This is a genomic window from Streptomyces sp. NPDC020379, from assembly GCF_044387105.1.
Taxonomy (GTDB): domain Bacteria; phylum Actinomycetota; class Actinomycetes; order Streptomycetales; family Streptomycetaceae; genus Streptomyces.
This window is the reverse complement of the sequence record NZ_JBIRVR010000019.1, coordinates 1-16279: the sequence shown is the minus strand read 5'-3', so window position 1 is coordinate 16279 and position 16279 is coordinate 1. Positions and strand designations below refer to the sequence as shown.

The following is a 16279-nucleotide window of genomic DNA, read 5'->3' as shown; positions in this document are numbered from 1 at the left end:
TCCGCGGCGCGTCACGGTGTCACCGTGAGACCGCGACGGCCGGGGAAGCGCGCGGTGCGGCTCCCTCGCTGTCCCTTCCCCCGGACAGTTCCTGGCAGCATCACGAGCCCCTTCGCACTTGCCCCCCGGCCGGTGTGATCGTAGATCGTCACTGGGTCTCCTGCCAGGTTTTGACACATAGTTGACCGTCACGGTCCGTACGGCCAGGCCAACTTCCCGTCATATCGGCCGTATTCCCGCGCCGCGCGCGAGGCCGGCTCAGCCCAGGGTGCTGCGGCGGCCGAAACGGCTGCTGCGCAGGCGGCGCTTGAGGCTGTCGAGGACGGGATGGCGCTCCCGCTGCTCCCGCGAACGGTGGTCGAGTTCCTCCACCAGGCGCTGTGTGCGCTTCTCCACGTCGAGCTCGTCCAGGATCCGGTCGATCTCGGTCAGCAGGGCCCCGTGCAGCTGCCACTGGCGCGGATGCTCCAGCACCTTGTCGAGCAGCAGGTCGGCCGCCCGGTCGCGGGCCGCGCGCCCGGCGGCCAGTGCCTCGCCCAGCCGGACCTCGGCGTCCTCCGCGTTCGTGGTCACGTGCGTGGTGATGACGACCGCGAAGCTCTGCACGGCGAGGGCGAGCCGGTCGAAGACCTCCTCCAGCGCCTCGGCCACGTCCGCCGTGAACAGCGGCTCGTCGGTGCGCTCCTTGGCCAGGTCGGTCAGCGTCCGGGCGGCGACCCGCAGGACCACCGCCGAGATCTCCAGCGCGTCGAGACCCGTGCGCAGCACCACCCGGAACAACAGGCCCTCCCGGACCCGGGGATTGAGCCGCAGACTGTCCTCCGCCTGCCGCAGCGCGGCGTCGACCTCGACGATGTCGTGGTCCAGCTTCCGCGCCTCGTGCAGTCGGGCCGCCGCCTCGGCGACGGTGGTGTGGCCGCTGATCTCCTGCCCGATGTCCTGGAGCAGCCGGCGCATCCGGCCCGCCAGGTCCTCGATGGCCTCCCCGGCGGGCTGCACCCAGACCGGCGGCACGAAGAGGACGTTGAACAGCAGGCCCACGACCGCGCCGATCAGCGTCTCCAGCACCCGGTCCCAGGAGGTCTCCGCGACCCGGGTGACCCCCAGGACGAGCATCGCGCTGATCGCCACCTCGGGGACGAACTCGCCCACCTTCACGAACCGCCCGATGACCAGCGACGCGAGGATGATCAGCCCGAGGCTCCACCACGTCAGCCCCACCAGCACGCTGAAGCCGATGGCGATGAGCACGCCCGCCACCACCGAGTTCACCCTGCGGATGCCGGTGGTCAGGGTGGCGTAGAGCGTCACCTGCACGACCAGCAGCGCGGTCAGCGGCGCGGTCAGTGGCGCCGGTTCCCGGCTGAGCGACAGGGCCACCACATAGGAGATGACCGCGGCCAGCGTGGAGCGCACCGTCTGCACGACCGCCGGCTCCCGGCCGCGCCGCACCAGTGTGGTCAGGGGGTCGGAGAGCGCAGGCACCTTGTGCCCCTTCCCGTTCACCACCCCCTCGGACACCCGATCGGCCGTGGTGCCACCCGGGCGGTCGCCCGTGGCGGGGCCGGTTCCCGTACGCGATAGCGTCCAGGGGCGGCCGGGGGTCCGGCCGCCGATGATAAGATACGAACTGGCCGGTTTTATTTTCGTGCGATACAGGAGGTGCCCTCGTGGCGAAACAGGCGCGGGCGATCCAGACCCGCCGCACGATCCTGGAAGCGGCCGGTGCGGTCTTCGACGAGTTCGGGTACGAGTCGGCGACGATCGCCGAGATCCTCTCGCGGGCGGGCGTGACCAAGGGCGCGCTGTATTTCCACTTCGCGTCCAAGGAGGAACTGGCGCGCGGGGTCCTCGAGGCGGCGATCACCACCGAAGGCGTCATACCGCAGGAGTCCAAGGTCCAGGAGTGGGTGGACGTGGGCATGGTGCTCGCCCACCGGCTGCCGAAGGAGCCGTTGCTCAGCGCCCCGATCCGGCTGTCGGCCGACCGCAGGGCGCGGGAGCTGTTCGGCACGTCGTGGGCGGGGTGGATCGACTATCTCGCGGAGATGCTGACCGCGGCGAAGGAGCAGGGCGAGCTGCTGCCGCACGTCGATCCGCGGCAGATCTCGGTGCTCTTCGTGAGCGCGTGGACCGGCGTGGAGATCGTCGCCACGGCGGCGGCCGGCGACGGCGAGGCGCTGGAGGACCGCATCGCGATGCTCTACGACTGCTTCCTGCCGAGCATCGCCGTGCCCGGCGTCCTGGGCCGGCTGGACACCGCGCCGGACCGCGGCGGCCGGATCTGGGAGGCGCACAAGGAGCGGGCGCGCGCGGCCGCGGAGGGGGACGGGCAGGCCCTCCAGGGCTGACCCCCATCTGACTTGGCCGGGCCACGCGGGGGGCGGCCCGGCCATTCGCATGTCTGCCACCCATCCGTGCCCGTCCGAAGCAGGAGAAAACCAGCCGGTTGGTTTTGTGTTCGGCTGTTGACTTCTCCGCCGCCCCGTGGGACTCATGACGCGTACACGTCACTCCGCTTTTCGTGTCCGCCCGGCCACCCCACCCCGGGCAGGAAGGAAGCACACGATGCGTACGACGAAGAGACCCCCCACCCGCCCCCGCGCCCTCGCCGGCGTGGCCATGGCCGCCGTTCTCGCGGGCGTCGGTGTCGGGCTCGCCGCACCGCCGGCCCTGGCCGACACCGTCGCCGTCCAGTACACCTGCACCGGGCCCGGCGCCCCCAGCGGCGTGCAGTCCCTGAACATCGCCGTGACGGCTCCGGCCAGTGTCGAGCAGGGCGGCACGGCGGATGTCACCGTCGATGTGATCACGACGCTCACCGCGCCCGTCGACATCCCGGCCGGGAGCGTGAGCGGTGAGCTGAACCTCGACCTCGGCGGCGCGGCGACGGGCAGTGTCACCGCCACCGGCTTCACCAACTCCGACGCCATCCCGAGCGGCACCCCGGTCACGGTGACCGGCGGCAAGGCGTCGGCCCGGCTCGACAACGCGGGCGCCGCGACCTTCTCGCCCGGCGACGCCACCGTGCACGTCTTCGGCGTCACCGTCGCCTGCTCGATATCGGGCACCGCCCCGGTCGCCGCCACCACACAGGTGGGAGGCGCCTGACCGGCGGACGGCGCGTCCGGGCCCCGCGTCAGACGCGGGTGAGCGCGGCCGCGCCGAAGGAGACGTCGAAGCGGTCGCACCAGATGCTGACGCTCGTGAACCGGCCGAGGTCCAGGCCGGCGGGCAGGGCGTAGTTCTGGTCGCCCTTGTTGCCCTTGAGGGAGCCGAGGCTCCGGTGGGCGCCGTCGTCGAAGACGTACCAGCCGGCCCGGCCCTCCTTCACGGGGGCGTCGGTGATCAGGACGCGCAGGTCCGGGCCGTTGCTGGTGTCGAGGTTCTCCAGGCGCAAGGCGCGCGTGCCGTCGGGCAGTTCGAGGATCCGCACCGTACCGCTCGTGCTGTGCTCATGGCTGATCAGCTCGCCCACGGCCAGGGTCCTGGGGCCGCGCCCCGGCGCGTCCGCCGCCGCGGGCACGGTCTCCCGCACGGTGGTGTCCACCCACAGCTTCCACGGCTGGAACCAGGCCACCCCCGCGCCGACCGCCACCAGCCCGGCCACCAGCAGCCCCACCACGACCGGCCTGCCGAGCATCCGCCGTACGCGTCCCATCTCGTCCTCCTGAAAGCCGTGCGCTGTCAGTGGTTCCAACGGGCCGCGGTGGCGCCCGCGCTCCGGGACGGCGATGACGAAAGTCTTACGCGCCCTCCCGGCACGCGGCGGGAGCGGCCCGCGGGCCGGGGACGCCCGCGCCCTCCGGGACGAACTCCACCGCCGCCACCCGCTGCCGCGAGGCCCGGTCGAGCAGGACGACCGAGGCCGCCTCCGGGACGGCGCCCGCCCCGCCCGGGCCGGAGAGCGATCGCAGGAGCACCGCGAGCCGCCGGTCGTGCCGGGCGAAGACCCGGCCCGGAGCCCACCGGCCCCGGGCGTCCTGGCCCGCCAGGGCCTCGGCCGCGCCGACGTCCAGCAGCACCAGGTGCAATTCGCGCCCCCGCCGCCCGGCGGTCCGGGCCAGCCACCGCCGCAGCCACGGGCGGCTGCCGCAGTCGTGCACCAGCACCGAGCCGCCCGAGCGCACGGCCGCGCGCAGCCACCGGACGTGCTCCAGCCGCGCCCACGGCCGGTAGACCGCGTACGGCAGCCGCGCGGGCATCACCGCCTCGCACGCCTCGTGGACGTCACGCGGATCCACCGAGGTGACCGCCTTGCCCCAGCGGCGCAGCAGGGTGCTCTTGCCGCTGCCGGGCAGGCCCGAGACGACGACCACGGCACCAGGCGGATAGGACAGCAGGGCGGGAGCGCCGTCCGCGCCCCGGAAGTCCACCAGGCCACGCGGCCGCAGCCGCCCCGTCGGTGCCCCGGTGGCTATGCCTGACCCGCTCGTATCGCTCACTACCGCCCCCTGCCCGCATCGATGCCCACGTCCGCCGGGCACGGCCCAAGCTACGGCAAGCCGCTGTCGCGCCCGAGGCCGGCGATGACCCGGCGCGGCATGTCGGCCGCGGCCGCGTACTCCTGACCCGCGCGAGCGCCCGCCCGTTCCGCTCCGCCGCGCGGAGGTGAGCGGCGGGGACGGAAACAGTTGACGCGCTTCCCGTGTTAATCCCGTGACGGCCGGAGCCCCGCGACATCCGCCGGCCGACCCGTAGCGCGACACGGAAGGTGCGTCACATGAAGATCGGCATCATCGGAGCGGGCAACATCGGCGGCAACCTCGCACGGCTGCTCACCGCCGCCGGCCACGACGTGGCGATCGCGAACTCCCGCGGTCCGGAGACCCTCACCGCACTGGCCGAGGAGACCGGCGCCACGCCCGTCACCGTCGAGCAGGCCCCGCGCGGCGCGCGCGTCGTCATCGTCACCGTGCCACTCAGGAACGTCCCCGGCCTGCCCGCCGGGCTGTTCGCCGACGCGCCGGACGACCTGGTCGTCATCGACACCGGCAACTACTACCCCCAGCAGCGAGACGGCCGCATCGCCGAGATCGAGGACGGGCTGCTGGAGAGCCGCTGGACCGAGCGTCACCTCGGCCGGCCGGTCGTCAAGGTCTTCAACGGCACGTACGCCCAGGACCTGCTCGACCGCCCCCGGCCCGCGGGCGACCCCGACCGGATCGCCCTCCCCGTGGCCGGCGACGACCCGGAGGCCAAGCGGATCGTCCGCGAACTCGTGGACGGCATCGGCTTCGACACGGTCGACGCGGGCGGCCTCGACGACTCCTGGCGCCAGCAGCCGGGGAAGCCGGTCTACGGGGTGGCGGCCGGCGCGGAGACGGTACGCGAGCTGCTGGCGGAGGCGACGCCGGAGCGCACCGCGGAGTGGCGCGCCTGACTTCACCGGGACCGCGGTCCCCGGGCCGCGGTCCGCACCCGGGATGACCAAGGTCACGATCTTCGGTGGGAACCTGTGGCGGGGGCAGACGCTCCAGTAGGACGGAACAGACCATCATGTCCTTCGGGGCAGCAGCATCATCCGGAGCGACGCGATGACGCACTCACCTTCCGGGGCGTACCAGTCCCGGGGCCACCGCCGTGCATCCCGCGCCAAACGATGGACCATCGTTGTGGCGTCCATAGCCGTACTCGGACTGCTCACGGGGGGCGTGCTCGACTATCTCAAGATCGGGCCGTTCTCCGACAAGGGCGAGAAGGTCAGCTTCGGCCAGCAGGCGCCCGCGGGCAGCGGCGGGCAGGCCGGCGGGAACAACGGCGCGCAGCCCGTGGCCGACTCCAAGGTCCTGATGCCGACCGGACCCGAGGCCGAGTTCAAGAACGTCAACACCCTGGGCGACGGCACGCACATCGCCGTGACCACCCTGGAGGGCAAGAAGTCCGGTTTCACGGGCAAGGTCTGGGTCTGGGCCCCGAAGGAGTACGGCGAGGCCAAGTTCGCGAACAGCGGCTTCCCCGTACTCATCGCCCTGCCCGGCGGCCCCGGCTTCCCGGACAACTACTGGATGGGCACCAACCTCAAGCTCCAGTCGTCCATCTCCAAGTGGTACGCCGAGGGCAAGAGCAAGCCCTTCCTGCTGGCCATGCCGGTGCTGAACCCGAAGAACAACGGGACGTACTGGGACGGCAGCGACATCCCGGGCCAGCCGAAGATGGGCACCTGGCTCACCGACGACGTCCCGGACCTGATGAAGCAGAACTTCCGGACCATCAAGTCGCGTGACGGCTGGGCCTTCATGGGCTCCTCCTCCGGCGGCTTCGCGGGCATGAAGGCCGTCCTGAAGCACCCCGACCGCTTCAAGGCGGCCATCGCCTCCGGCCCGGACATCGTCCCGGACTCCCCGCTGTGGAAGGGCCACAAGAAGGAGATGGACGAGAACAACCCCGAGCTGCTGGCCAAGGATCTGATCGCCAAGGGCGGCCCGGAGGTCTACATCGCGTTCCAGTACGGCACCCGGGAGGACCCCATCACGATCAACGGGGTCAAGAAGTTCGTCGCCACCTACGGCAAGGGCCCGGTCCACACCAACGTGAAGGTGATCGAGGGCGGCAAGCACGACGCTTACACCTACGTCCCGAGCATGGGCCAGGGGCCCATCCAGTGGATCAGCGAGCAGCTGTCGGACCCGGTCCCGGCCTCCTGACGCGCCGCCCCACCCGAAGCCGCGAGACCGCCCCCGGTCTCGCGGCTTTCTCGTCCGCCGGGGCACGGACCACGCCCGTTTACCCTGTGACCAGGGATTTCTTGAGGGGGACAGGGGCTTTGGGCATGGGTGGGGAAGAACCCGCGGATCCGTTGCGATTCACCGTCCTCGGGCCGGTACGGGCCTGGCAGGGCATCACGGAGCTGCCGTTGGGGGCGCGCCAGCAGCGCTGCTTCCTCGCCGTGCTGCTCCTGCGCGCCGGCACCACCGTCCCGGCGGAGGAACTCGTCGACGCCCTCTGGGGCGAGCGGCCGCCCCTCGCGGCCCTGGGCACCGTGCGCACCTACGCCTACCGGCTGCGCAGGATCCTGGGGTACGGCACCATCGGCCCCGACGCGGGCGGCTACCGCGTCGATGCCGCCCCCGGGTCCGTCGACGCTGCGGAATGCGAACGCCTGGCGGCCGAGGCCGCCCGCCACCGCGCCGCCGGCCGTGCGGAAGCGGCCCTGACGGCCCTGCGGCAGGCCCTCTCGCTGTGGCACGGCGAGGCGCTGCCCGGACTCCCCGGCCCGTACGCCGAACGGCAGCGCGCCCGTTGGGCCGAGCGCCGCCTCGAACTCCTCGAAGCCCGCCTGGAGACCGAGCTGGAGCTCGGCCGCCACGACCGGATCACCGGGGAGCTCGCCGAGCTGGCCGACGCGCACCCGATGCGCGAGCGCGTCTCCCACCTGCGGATGCTCGCCCTCTACCGCGCCGGGCGCCAGGCCGAGGCCCTGGACGCGTACGCCGCCGCGCGCCGCACCCTGATCACCGAGCTCGGCGTCGAACCCGGCCCGGAGCTGCGGGAACTGCACGGCCGGATCCTCGCCGCCGACCCCGCCCTCGCGCCGGCCCCCGGCCCCCTCCGCGCCACCGCGAACGCGTCCGAGGCGCCTGCGGCCGCGCCGCCCGCCGCCCCTTCGCCGGAGCCTTTCGCCCTGCCGCCCACATCCCTGCCCGCCCCCAGGCAACTCCCGGCCAAATCGGCGGACTTCTGCGGACGGCAGGCCGAGAAGGCCGCGCTGCGCCGGGCCCTGCTCGCCCCCGGGACGCCTGTCGCCGTCGTCTGCGGCCTCGGCGGCGTCGGCAAGACCGAACTCGCCGTCCACCTCGCCCACTCCCTGGCCGCGCACTTCCCCGACGGTCAGCTCTACGCCGACCTGCACGGCGAGGACGGCCGGCCCACGCCGCCCGAGGAGATCCTCGGCTCCTTCATCGGGGCGTTCGGCATCCGCCGGGACGCGCTGCCCGCCGGGCTCACCGAGCGGTCCGTCCTCCTGCGCTCCGTGCTCGCCGGACGCCGCGTCCTCCTCGTCCTCGACAACGCGCGGGACGCCCGGCAGGTGCGTCCCCTGCTGCCGGGCGGACCTGGCTGCGCCGTGCTGGTCACCAGCCGCGCCCGGCTCACCTCCCTGACCACGGCCCACCCCGCCGAACTGGGCGTCCTCGGCCCCGAGGAGGCGCTCCAACTGCTCACCGCGCTCGTCGGCGAGGACCGCGTGCGCGCCGACGAGCCCGCGGCCCGGGAACTGCTGGCCGCCTGCGGCCACCTGCCCCTGGCCGTCCGGATCACCGCCGCCCGGCTCGTCCACCGCCCGTTCTGGACCCTCGCCGGAATCCTCCCCCGGTTCGCCGACGGCCGGCGCCGCCTCGACTTCCTGCGCACCGGCGACCTCGCGGTGGAGACCGTCTTCCGCTCCGGCTACGACCGGTTGGAGCCGGCGCAGGCGCGCGCCTTCCGGCTGCTCGCCGTCCCGGACACCCCCGACCTGCCGCTCGACGCCGTCGCCGCCCTGCTCGGCCTGCCCCGCGAGAAGGCGGAGGAACTCGCCGAGTCCCTCGCCGACGCCTCGATGCTGGAGACCCCCGCCCCCGGGCGCTACCGCTACCACGGCCTCCTGCGCGACTTCGCCCGCGCCCTCGGCACGCGGGCCGGCACACGGGGAGAGCCCGCCGGTCAGGGCGCGGGCGGCTACGGCCGGGTGTGACCGAGGGTCATGCGCAGGAAGCGGGGCCGGTAGATGTCCGCGTGGTGGATGACGTCGTCCGGGACGAGGCTGTTGACGTTGTAGGAGACGACGAGCTCGTCGCGGCGCTCGAGCTCCGGGTGTTCGTGGGGGTTGTAGGCGAAGACGTTCCGGTTGCGGTAGGTGCCGCCCGGTCCGGCCTCCGGGGCGGTGAAGACCGTACGGGGCCGGGTGAACGGCCCGTCGGGCGTGCGCGACCAGGCGAGCTGCACCTCCGCGCTGAACGGCAGGTCCACGCGCTGGGTGCACAGGACGTACCAGGCGCCGTGCCGCACGACGCTCAGCTCGTCCGAGGTGCGCAGCGCGGCACCGTCGGGCCCGGACAGCCGGGCGGAGCGGTGCTCGTCGGGGGACCAGCCGCCGCGGCCGGTCCAGAACTGCCAGGGCCCGCGCAGATCGGAGCCGGCGACGCGGGCCAGGTGGAGGTGGTTGCCCAGGCCGGGGGCCCGCTCGGTGCCGTAGACATAGGTGTGCCCGCCCTCCCGGGACAGCCACGCGCCCCACGAGACACCGGCCGATGACGGCAGTGGCGTCAGCGGCCCGGGCCCGGGTCCGCCGCCGGGGCCGAACCGGCCCAGCGCGCTGCCCCGCCAGGCCATGTCCAGGGGGCCGGGCCCGGTGCGCGCGTAGTGCGCGTAGACGACCTGGACACCGCCGCGGCCGGGGATCCCGGCCCGCGCCCAGTACCAGTCGTCGGGCCCCGAGCCGGACACGAGGGACGTGGGCCTGCCGGCCGCGTCCCGCCCGGTGACGGTGTGCGGGCCGGTGCTGTTCCAGAGGACGAAGCTGTTGTGCACGAAGGGTGTGGAGCCGCGCCCGGTGACGGGGGAGCGCGAGCCGTCGGGGCGTACGGTGCCGAGGAAGGTGTCGGAGAAGACCCACAGCTCGCCCTTGGGCGCGGGCACGGAATACGTGCTGTCGCCGCCGGTCCAGTGCCCCGGCGAACGGTCCCGCTCGGCATATCCGGTGAACGCCCCGTCGAGCACCGTGTCCGCCCGCACCCGGGTGACCTGCGGCGGATGCGCCGTGGGCGGCAGAAGGGCGCAGGTGGCGACGAGGGCGCAGAGCACCATGGCGGGGGAGCGCAGCCGGGCCGCGCGGCGGGGAGTTCGCATGACACCAGCCTCAACGAGCGCGCGCCGCCGCGGTAGTCGGCCTCAGTCGGTGCCGGCCGCCTCCAGCGCCACCTTCAGCAGCTCGTCCGGCGCGTCCCGCATGACGTTGTGGGTGGACGCCACCGCACGCACCTGCCACGCCGGATCGCCGAGCAGCCGCTCGTACGTGGGCCGGAACGGCGTCTCCGGCTCCCACCGCTCCGCGTACACGTAATACCTGCGCCGGACCCGGTCGAGACCGCCCCGCAGGCGGATCGACTGGAGCAGGGACGCCAGCGGGTGCGGGGTCGCGCGGGGGTCGAGGAAGGGCAGGGGCGCGGTCGCGTAGCCCAGGGCCCCCACACCCCGCAGGTACCAGTCCCGCACGGGGGCGTTGGCCAGCGTCCAGCAGGAGTCGCCGTCGGCGGGGACGAAGGCGTCGACGTAGACGAGTCCCTCGACGCGCTCGGGCATCCGGTCGGCGGCGCCCGTCATCACCATGCCGCCGTAGCTGTGCCCGACCAGCACCGCGTCGGTGATGTCCTCGTCCACCAGCAGGTTCGCCACGTCGTCGATGTGTGTGTCGAGATTCACCGAGGACGTGAGGAGGTGCTTCCGGCCCCCGACCCCGGTCAGCGTGACCGGGTACGCCTCGTGTCCGTGCCGCCGCAGCTCGCGCGCGAGCGGTTCGAAGCACCAGGCGCCGTGCCAGGCGCCGGGAACGAGTACGAACGTGGCCATGGGTAACTCCTTCTAACGGGGCGTCAGGGAAGCGCGGGCGTTGAGCACGTCCACGTCGCTCCCGGTGGTGTGCCGGTAGGTGTCCGTGATGCGGGCCAGGTCGTGCGGGTCCCGCACGGTGGCACGGTTCATTGTGCGGTTGGCCAGGACGACGGCCGACGTCGGCTCCCGGCGGGCCTCCTCGTAGCGGGCCAGCCCCTCGGCCACGCCGTCGGCGCGCGCGAGTTCGTAGGCGAGCACCCGTGCGTCGACGACCGCCTGGGAGGCGCCGTTGGCGCCCACCGGATACATCGGGTGCGCGGCGTCACCGAGCAGCGTCACGCGGCCGCGGCCCCAGGCCGGGAGCGGGTCGCGGTCGACCATGGGACAGGTGAGGATCTCCTCGCCGCCCGCCAGCAGGGCCGGCACGTCCAGCTCGCCGAGCCGCCAGCCCGCGTAGTGCGGCAGCACGTCCGCCGCGCGGGCGGTACGGTGGCGGCCCGCCTCCTCCGCGAGGGGCGCGGGCGCGGACTCCCGCACCTGGCACACCCAGTTGATCCGGCCCCGGCCGATCGGATAGGCGATCAGCTGGGTGTCCCCGTCGCGCAGGATCGCCATGGAACGCCCGGCGCGGAACGGCTCGGCCCGCGTCGTGCCCCGCCACATGCGGATGCCCGACCACAGCAGCGGCCCGCCGCCCGGGTGCAGCCGGGCGCGTACCACCGAGCGCAGTCCGTCGGCGCCGACGAGCGCGTCGGCGGTGATGCCGCCGGTGGCGCCCGTCGCCCGGTGCAGGAGGCCGGCCCGTACGCGGCCCGCCACCTCCTCGAAACACGTCAGGCGGAGCCCCGTACGGACCGCGCCGGTGCCCAGCCGTTCGCGCACCGCGGCCAGGAGCAGCAGCTGGAGTTCGCCGCGGTGGACCGACAACTGCGGCCAGCGGTAGCCCTGTGCGAGACCGCGCGGCTCGGAGAAGATCTCCTGGCCGTGGCGGTCGCAGTGGACGATCTCGGTGGTCGCCACCCCGGTCCCGGCGAGGGCGTCGCCGAGGCCGAGTTCGGTCAGTTCGCGTACGGCGTGCGGCAGGAGGTTGATGCCGACGCCGAGCGGGCGGATCTCCCGGGCGCTCTCCACCACGACCGCGTCGATGCCCGCCGCGTGCAGGCTCAGTGCCGTGGTGAGGCCGCCGATGCCGGCACCGGCGATGAGCACGGTCATCGGCCGGCCGGGATCTCGGGGCGGTCGATGACGCGCAGCCAGGTGCCGTCGGGCTCGCGGCGCGCCACCTGCACGCGGCCGCCCGTGCCGTCCGCCGGGCGGGTGGAGGTCAGGGCGAGGTCGCCGTAGCGGACCGTCGGCATGGGCTCCTCCACCACGAAGGGCAGCGGCGCGTGGGCGAGCATCCGCTCGCACACGGCGCGGATCGCCTCTCTGCCGACCGTCGCGGTCCCGGGCGGGAAGGCGAGCACGGCGTCGGGCGCGTAGAGCGCGGCCAGGCCCTCGGCGTCGCCGGCGTTGGCGCGCTCCACGAACAAGCGGGCCAGGTCCTCGGGGGTGTGGGCGGGTGCACGGTGCTCTCGGTGCGCGGTCATGGTGACTTCCTCTCTCTCGCTTCCACCCTCCGGCAGTGATGATCAGAAGTCCAAGAGATGGTTTGTCTGACCGCTAGAATCAACAGTTATGGAACTCCGGCAGCTCGCCTACTTCGTCGCCGTCGCCGAGGAGCGCAACTTCACCCGCGCCGCGGAGAAGGCCCACGTGGCCCAGCCGGGCGTCAGCGCCCAGATCCGCAAGCTCGAACGGGAGCTCGGCCAGGCGCTGTTGGACCGCTCGGGCCGCGAGGTGCGGCTGACCGAGGCGGGCGAGGCCGTCCTGCCCTACGCCCGGGCCGCGCTGGCCGCCGTGGAAGGCGCCCGGCTCGCCGTCGACGAACTCACCGGACTTCTCCGCGGCCACGTCGCCGTGGGCACCGTGACCTCGCACGACGTCGACCTGCCCGGCCTGCTCGCGGGATTCCACGACGACCACCCGGCGGTGGACATCACCCTCACCGAGGCGAACTCCGACCGGCTCATGGAAGACCTGCGGGCGGGCCTCCTCGACGCCGCCCTCATCAGCATCGGCGGCACCACCCCCGCCGGACTCGACATCCGGGTGGTCGACGACCAGCCGATCGTCGCCGCGGTCGCCCACGACCACGAACTCGCCATCCACCGGACCATCTCGGTCGACACCCTGCGCGGCCGCGACCTCATCAGCCTCCCCAGGGGCACGGGCCTGCGCACCCGGCTCGACGACGCCTGCGCGGCCGCGGGCTTCACCCCGAGGATCGCCTTCGAGGCGAGCGACCCCGGCGTCCTCGCCCAGCTCGCCGCCCGCGGCCTCGGTGCCGCGATCCTGCCGGGCGCGTTCGCCGACGCGCGGTCGGACGAACTGCGCAGCATCACGATCGACCGCCCGGCGCTCCGCGGCCGCCTCGCCTTCGCCTGGCGCGCCGACGGCCCGGCGAGCCCGGCGGGCCGCGCGCTCGTGGCGCGGGCCCGGACGACGCTGGGCGGCTGACCGGATCCCGGCCGGACCGTTACGCCCCTTCCTCGCGGCCCGGCAGCCGGGGCAGCACCTTCGTGCGGTAGAAGTCGAAGAAACCCTGCTGGTCGGGGCCGATCTGGTTGACGTAGACCGTGTCGAAACCCGCCTCCACGTACGTCGTGACCGCCTCGACGTGCGCCTCCGGGTCGTCGCCGCAGACCACCGCTTCCGCCACCTGCTCCGGTGTCACCAGCTCACTGGCCTGCTCGAAATGACGGGGCGTGGGCAGCAGTTGGGGCAGCTCGCCCGGGAGCTGCTCATTGGCCCACAGCCGGTGCGCCGTACGGACCGCCTGCTCGCGGTCCAGCCCCCAGCACACCTTCAGCCCGGCCTGCGCGGGCTTCACCCCGCCACCGCTGCGCCGGAAGCGGTCCACCGCCTCACCGTCCGGCGCCATGGTGATGAAGCCGTCCCCGATCCGCCCGGCCAGCTCGGTCGCCGCTGGGCCGAACGCCGATATGTCGATGGGCACGGGCTCGTCGGGCACCGTGTACAGCCGGGCGTTCTCCACCGTGTAGTGCTTGCCGTGGTGGCTGACCTCCCCGCCCTCGAACAGGAGCCGCATCACATGGACAGCCTCCTGGAGCATCTCCAGCCGGACGGGCGCCTGGGGCCAGGGAGCGCCCAGGATGTGCTCGTTGAGCGCCTCCCCGCTGCCCACCCCGAGCCGGAACCGCCCGCCCAGCTGAACAGCACAGGTGGCCGCGGCCTGCGCCGTCACGGCCGGGTGCAGCCGCATCATCGGGCAGGTCACGGCCGTCTGCACCGGCAGGGACGTGGCCTGCGACAGCGCGCCGATCACCGACCAGACGAAGGGGCTCTGGCCCTGCTCCGCATTCCACGGGTGGTAGTGATCGGAGATCCACAGCTTGGTGAAACCCGCTTGCTCGGCCATCCGCGCCTGCTCGACCAGCTCGTCCGGCCCGTGTTCCTCGCTGGAGAGGAAATAGCCGTATTCCGTCATCGGGGTGACCTCCTGGAGGGCGGCTCTCGGCCACCGGGTAACCATCCGGCCGCCACGGAAACCCCCGGTCACGGTGTCCGCGTACGGGATGCCGGGCTACTCCCGGTGCCCGTAGCGGCGCAGCGCCCAGCCGGGCAGCCCGAACCAGCACAGCACCAGCCACGCCACCACCCCGGCGACCACGTACGGCACGGCCGCGCTGTGCAGCGCGATGCGCAGGATGAGCAGCAGGGCCGAGGTGACCGTGGCCAGCAGCAGGACGACGCCGGTCATCGTCAGGCGGGCCGCCCAGGCCACCGTCTGCGGCTTCAGCCGCCGGCCGCTGACGATCCGGTGGAAGGAGACGGGCCCGACCAGCGCCCCGGTGGTGGCCGCGCCGAGCACCACCGTGACGACGTAGATGACGCGGTCGGTGTGGCCCAGCGTGGCGAACCGCGGGGTGAAGACCACGGTCAGCAGGAAGCCGAAGAGGATCTGCACCCCGGTCTGGGTGACCCGCACCTCCTGGAGCAGCTCGCTCCAGCGCCGGTCCGCCCCCTCGTCCGGCGTCTCGTGGCGGCCGCGCCGCGGCGGCTCCCCGGGCTCGGCGGGCGGGCCGGACGCTCCCGGCTCGTCCCGCGCTCCACTCGCTGCCATGGCGTTCCCGTCACCCGATAGCCCTCGCCTGCGCGCCGGGTACCCCGTCCAGCCTCCGCCATGCCCCGGAATGGAGCGGTTGCGTCCGTGGCCGCCGCGTCCCAATGTGGGACGGACGAAGCCACTTCCCCGTACGAGCGCCGGGCACGGAGCCCGGGCGCCGCTGAGGAGCGAGAGAGATGCCGCGAGGATCGAGCCCCAAGCGCGAGCGCCAGTACGAGCACATCAAGGAGAGCGCCGAGCAGCGCGGCGAGAGCACGAAGCGGGCCAAGGAGATCGCGGCCCGCACCGTGAACAAGGAGCGCGCCCGGTCCGGCGAGTCCCGCACCGCGAGCAAGAGCTCCACGCAGGACATGTCCTCGTCCAAGCGCGGCGGACAGCGCTCCCACAGCGGCGCCCAGGGTCCCACCTACGACCAGCTCTACGCGGAGGCGCAGCGCCGCAACATCCACGGCCGCTCCTCGATGAACAAGTCGGAGCTCAAACGGTCCCTGGGACGCTGACGCGCGCCGCCTTCCCATGCGGAGCACGACCCACCGGAACAGCGGCGGCCGCGGCATTCCTGGCCGAGACCCGCGCCGTGGTGACGAAGGGGCGCGCACGGCGGGGGAGAGGGGCCGCCCGCCGGCCCCAGCATGACGATCGCCACCCGGAACGGGAGCGCCGACGCCGTTCCGGACAGGCCGAGCGACGTCGCCAGCGCGGTTGAAGCCGCTCCAGGCAAACGCCTTACCTATGGCGAGATGAAGGGACGGCGGCGGGCGGGACAAGCCGGCGGTTCCATCCCGGAAGGGCGACGGGACGCGGGCGGGCGCGCCGGGGAAGGTGCGGCGCGCGGCGAACCCGTGGGGAGGCCACCGGCCTTGCGGCGCAGGCCAGTTCGGTCGATCCGCGCCGCCTCTCCCGCTATCCGGCCGCGTCCGCCGCGGCCCGCACCTCCGCCAGGTCGATCTTCTTCATGCCCATCATCGCCCGCATGGCCCGCTGCGCCCGCCCCGGGTCCGGGTCGTTGATCAGCGAGAGCAGCTCGATCGGTGTGACTTGCCAGGACAGCCCGTACTTGTCCTTCAGCCACCCGCACGCCACTTCCTCACCGCCCGCCGACAGCTTGGTCCAGTAGTAGTCGACCTCCTCCTGGTCGGCGCAGTTGATCATCAGTGAGATCGCCTCGTCGAACGTGAACTCCGGCCCGCCGTTGAGGGCGACGTAATCCTGCCCGTCGAGCGAGAACTCCACGGTCAACACGCTCCCGGCGGGCCGGGGCCCGGCTTCGCCGTAGTGCAGCACGCGCTTGATCTCGGAGTTGGGGAAGATCGATACGTAGAACTCGGCGGCGTCCTTGCCGTTGGTGTCGAACCAGAGGGTGGGCGTGATGCGGGGCACGGGGCCTCCCGTTGGTGAGGGGTTCTGTACGTACGGTGACACCGGGGCGGGGTGGGCGCTACTCGTTCGGGGTTTTGGGTTCGGGGCCTGCGGCGGGCTTCCCCCTCTCCGCCCCTTCCCGGCTGTGTCTGATGTGCGGCTCCGCCGCGTGGGGGCTGCCGCCCCAGACCCCCAGCAACA

At 73.3% G+C, this 16279-nt stretch carries 17 protein-coding genes; 7 read left to right on the top strand and 10 right to left on the bottom strand.

Annotated features, from left to right (window positions below; all coding sequences use genetic code 11):
- Window positions 1–258: 258 nt before the first annotated feature.
- Complete coding sequence (locus ACH427_RS23335; protein ID WP_398872086.1) at window positions 259–1485, bottom strand: aromatic acid exporter family protein; 1227 nt, start codon at window positions 1483–1485, stop codon at window positions 259–261.
- 185 nt (window positions 1486–1670) lie between these two features.
- Between ACH427_RS23335 and ACH427_RS23330 the strand changes: the two genes are divergently transcribed.
- Complete coding sequence (locus ACH427_RS23330; RefSeq protein WP_398872084.1) at window positions 1671–2351, top strand: ScbR family autoregulator-binding transcription factor; 681 nt, start codon at window positions 1671–1673, stop codon at window positions 2349–2351.
- 217 nt (window positions 2352–2568) lie between these two features.
- The gene (locus tag ACH427_RS23325; RefSeq protein ID WP_398872082.1) at window positions 2569–3111 is read left to right on the top strand and encodes a hypothetical protein; all 543 of its coding nucleotides are present in this window, start codon (window positions 2569–2571) and stop codon (window positions 3109–3111) included.
- A 28-nt stretch (window positions 3112–3139) separates the two neighbouring features.
- On the opposite strand, the gene ACH427_RS23320 is transcribed toward ACH427_RS23325, so the two are convergent.
- Window positions 3140–3661, bottom strand: a complete 522-nt coding sequence (locus ACH427_RS23320) for a DM13 domain-containing protein (protein WP_398872080.1) — start codon at window positions 3659–3661, stop codon at window positions 3140–3142.
- An 85-nt stretch (window positions 3662–3746) separates the two neighbouring features.
- Window positions 3747–4445, bottom strand: coding sequence for an AAA family ATPase (locus ACH427_RS23315; protein WP_398872078.1), 699 nt, complete (start codon window positions 4443–4445; stop codon window positions 3747–3749).
- Window positions 4446–4681: 236 nt separating this feature from the next.
- Between ACH427_RS23315 and ACH427_RS23310 the strand changes: the two genes are divergently transcribed.
- The 3 genes from ACH427_RS23310 (at window position 4682) to ACH427_RS23300 (ending at window position 8674) form a co-directional block, all read left to right on the top strand.
- The gene (locus ACH427_RS23310; RefSeq protein WP_398872290.1) at window positions 4682–5383 is read left to right on the top strand and encodes an NADPH-dependent F420 reductase; all 702 of its coding nucleotides are present in this window, start codon (window positions 4682–4684) and stop codon (window positions 5381–5383) included.
- Between the two features lie 241 nt (window positions 5384–5624).
- The gene (locus tag ACH427_RS23305; RefSeq protein ID WP_398872288.1) at window positions 5625–6647 is read left to right on the top strand and encodes an alpha/beta hydrolase; all 1023 of its coding nucleotides are present in this window, start codon (window positions 5625–5627) and stop codon (window positions 6645–6647) included.
- Between the two features lie 125 nt (window positions 6648–6772).
- Window positions 6773–8674: a BTAD domain-containing putative transcriptional regulator gene (locus tag ACH427_RS23300; protein ID WP_398872076.1), complete on the top strand. Its 1902-nt coding sequence runs from the start codon at window positions 6773–6775 to the stop codon at window positions 8672–8674.
- On the opposite strand, the gene ACH427_RS23295 is transcribed toward ACH427_RS23300, so the two are convergent.
- Genes ACH427_RS23295 through ACH427_RS23280 form a run of 4 tightly spaced genes read right to left on the bottom strand, consistent with a single transcriptional unit; the run spans window position 8659 to window position 12119 of the window.
- Window positions 8659–9828 carry a hypothetical protein gene (locus tag ACH427_RS23295; protein WP_398872074.1) on the bottom strand — a complete coding sequence of 390 codons (1170 nt, stop codon included), beginning with the start codon at window positions 9826–9828 and terminating at the stop codon, window positions 8659–8661. The genes ACH427_RS23300 and ACH427_RS23295 overlap by 16 nt on opposite strands.
- A gap of 42 nt (window positions 9829–9870) precedes the next feature.
- Window positions 9871–10548 (bottom strand): alpha/beta fold hydrolase, encoded by a 678-nt coding sequence (locus ACH427_RS23290; RefSeq protein ID WP_398872072.1) that lies wholly within the window; start codon window positions 10546–10548, stop codon window positions 9871–9873.
- Between the two features lie 12 nt (window positions 10549–10560).
- Window positions 10561–11745 carry a flavin-dependent oxidoreductase gene (locus tag ACH427_RS23285; RefSeq protein ID WP_398872070.1) on the bottom strand — a complete coding sequence of 395 codons (1185 nt, stop codon included), beginning with the start codon at window positions 11743–11745 and terminating at the stop codon, window positions 10561–10563.
- Window positions 11742–12119: a YybH family protein gene (locus tag ACH427_RS23280; RefSeq protein ID WP_398872068.1), complete on the bottom strand. Its 378-nt coding sequence runs from the start codon at window positions 12117–12119 to the stop codon at window positions 11742–11744. The genes ACH427_RS23285 and ACH427_RS23280 overlap by 4 nt, the downstream gene beginning before the upstream one ends.
- Before the next feature lie 88 nt (window positions 12120–12207).
- Between ACH427_RS23280 and ACH427_RS23275 the strand changes: the two genes are divergently transcribed.
- Entirely contained in the window at window positions 12208–13089 is an 882-nt protein-coding gene (locus ACH427_RS23275; RefSeq protein WP_398872067.1) for a LysR family transcriptional regulator, read from the top strand.
- A gap of 19 nt (window positions 13090–13108) precedes the next feature.
- On the opposite strand, the gene ACH427_RS23270 is transcribed toward ACH427_RS23275, so the two are convergent.
- Both ACH427_RS23270 and ACH427_RS23265 read right to left on the bottom strand, forming a co-directional pair.
- The gene (locus ACH427_RS23270; RefSeq protein ID WP_398872065.1) at window positions 13109–14080 is read right to left on the bottom strand and encodes an LLM class F420-dependent oxidoreductase; all 972 of its coding nucleotides are present in this window, start codon (window positions 14078–14080) and stop codon (window positions 13109–13111) included.
- A 96-nt stretch (window positions 14081–14176) separates the two neighbouring features.
- Window positions 14177–14716 carry a DUF6328 family protein gene (locus ACH427_RS23265; RefSeq protein WP_398872063.1) on the bottom strand — a complete coding sequence of 180 codons (540 nt, stop codon included), beginning with the start codon at window positions 14714–14716 and terminating at the stop codon, window positions 14177–14179.
- 179 nt (window positions 14717–14895) lie between these two features.
- Here ACH427_RS23265 and ACH427_RS23260 point away from each other — a divergent pair, with 179 nt between their 5' ends.
- The gene (locus ACH427_RS23260; RefSeq protein WP_398872061.1) at window positions 14896–15219 is read left to right on the top strand and encodes a plasmid stabilization protein; all 324 of its coding nucleotides are present in this window, start codon (window positions 14896–14898) and stop codon (window positions 15217–15219) included.
- 403 nt (window positions 15220–15622) lie between these two features.
- Here ACH427_RS23260 and ACH427_RS23255 read toward each other — a convergent pair whose 3' ends face one another.
- On the bottom strand, window positions 15623–16099 hold the full coding sequence (locus ACH427_RS23255) for a VOC family protein (protein ID WP_398872059.1): 477 nt from the start codon (window positions 16097–16099) through the stop codon (window positions 15623–15625).
- Between the last annotated feature and the right edge of the window lie 180 nt (window positions 16100–16279).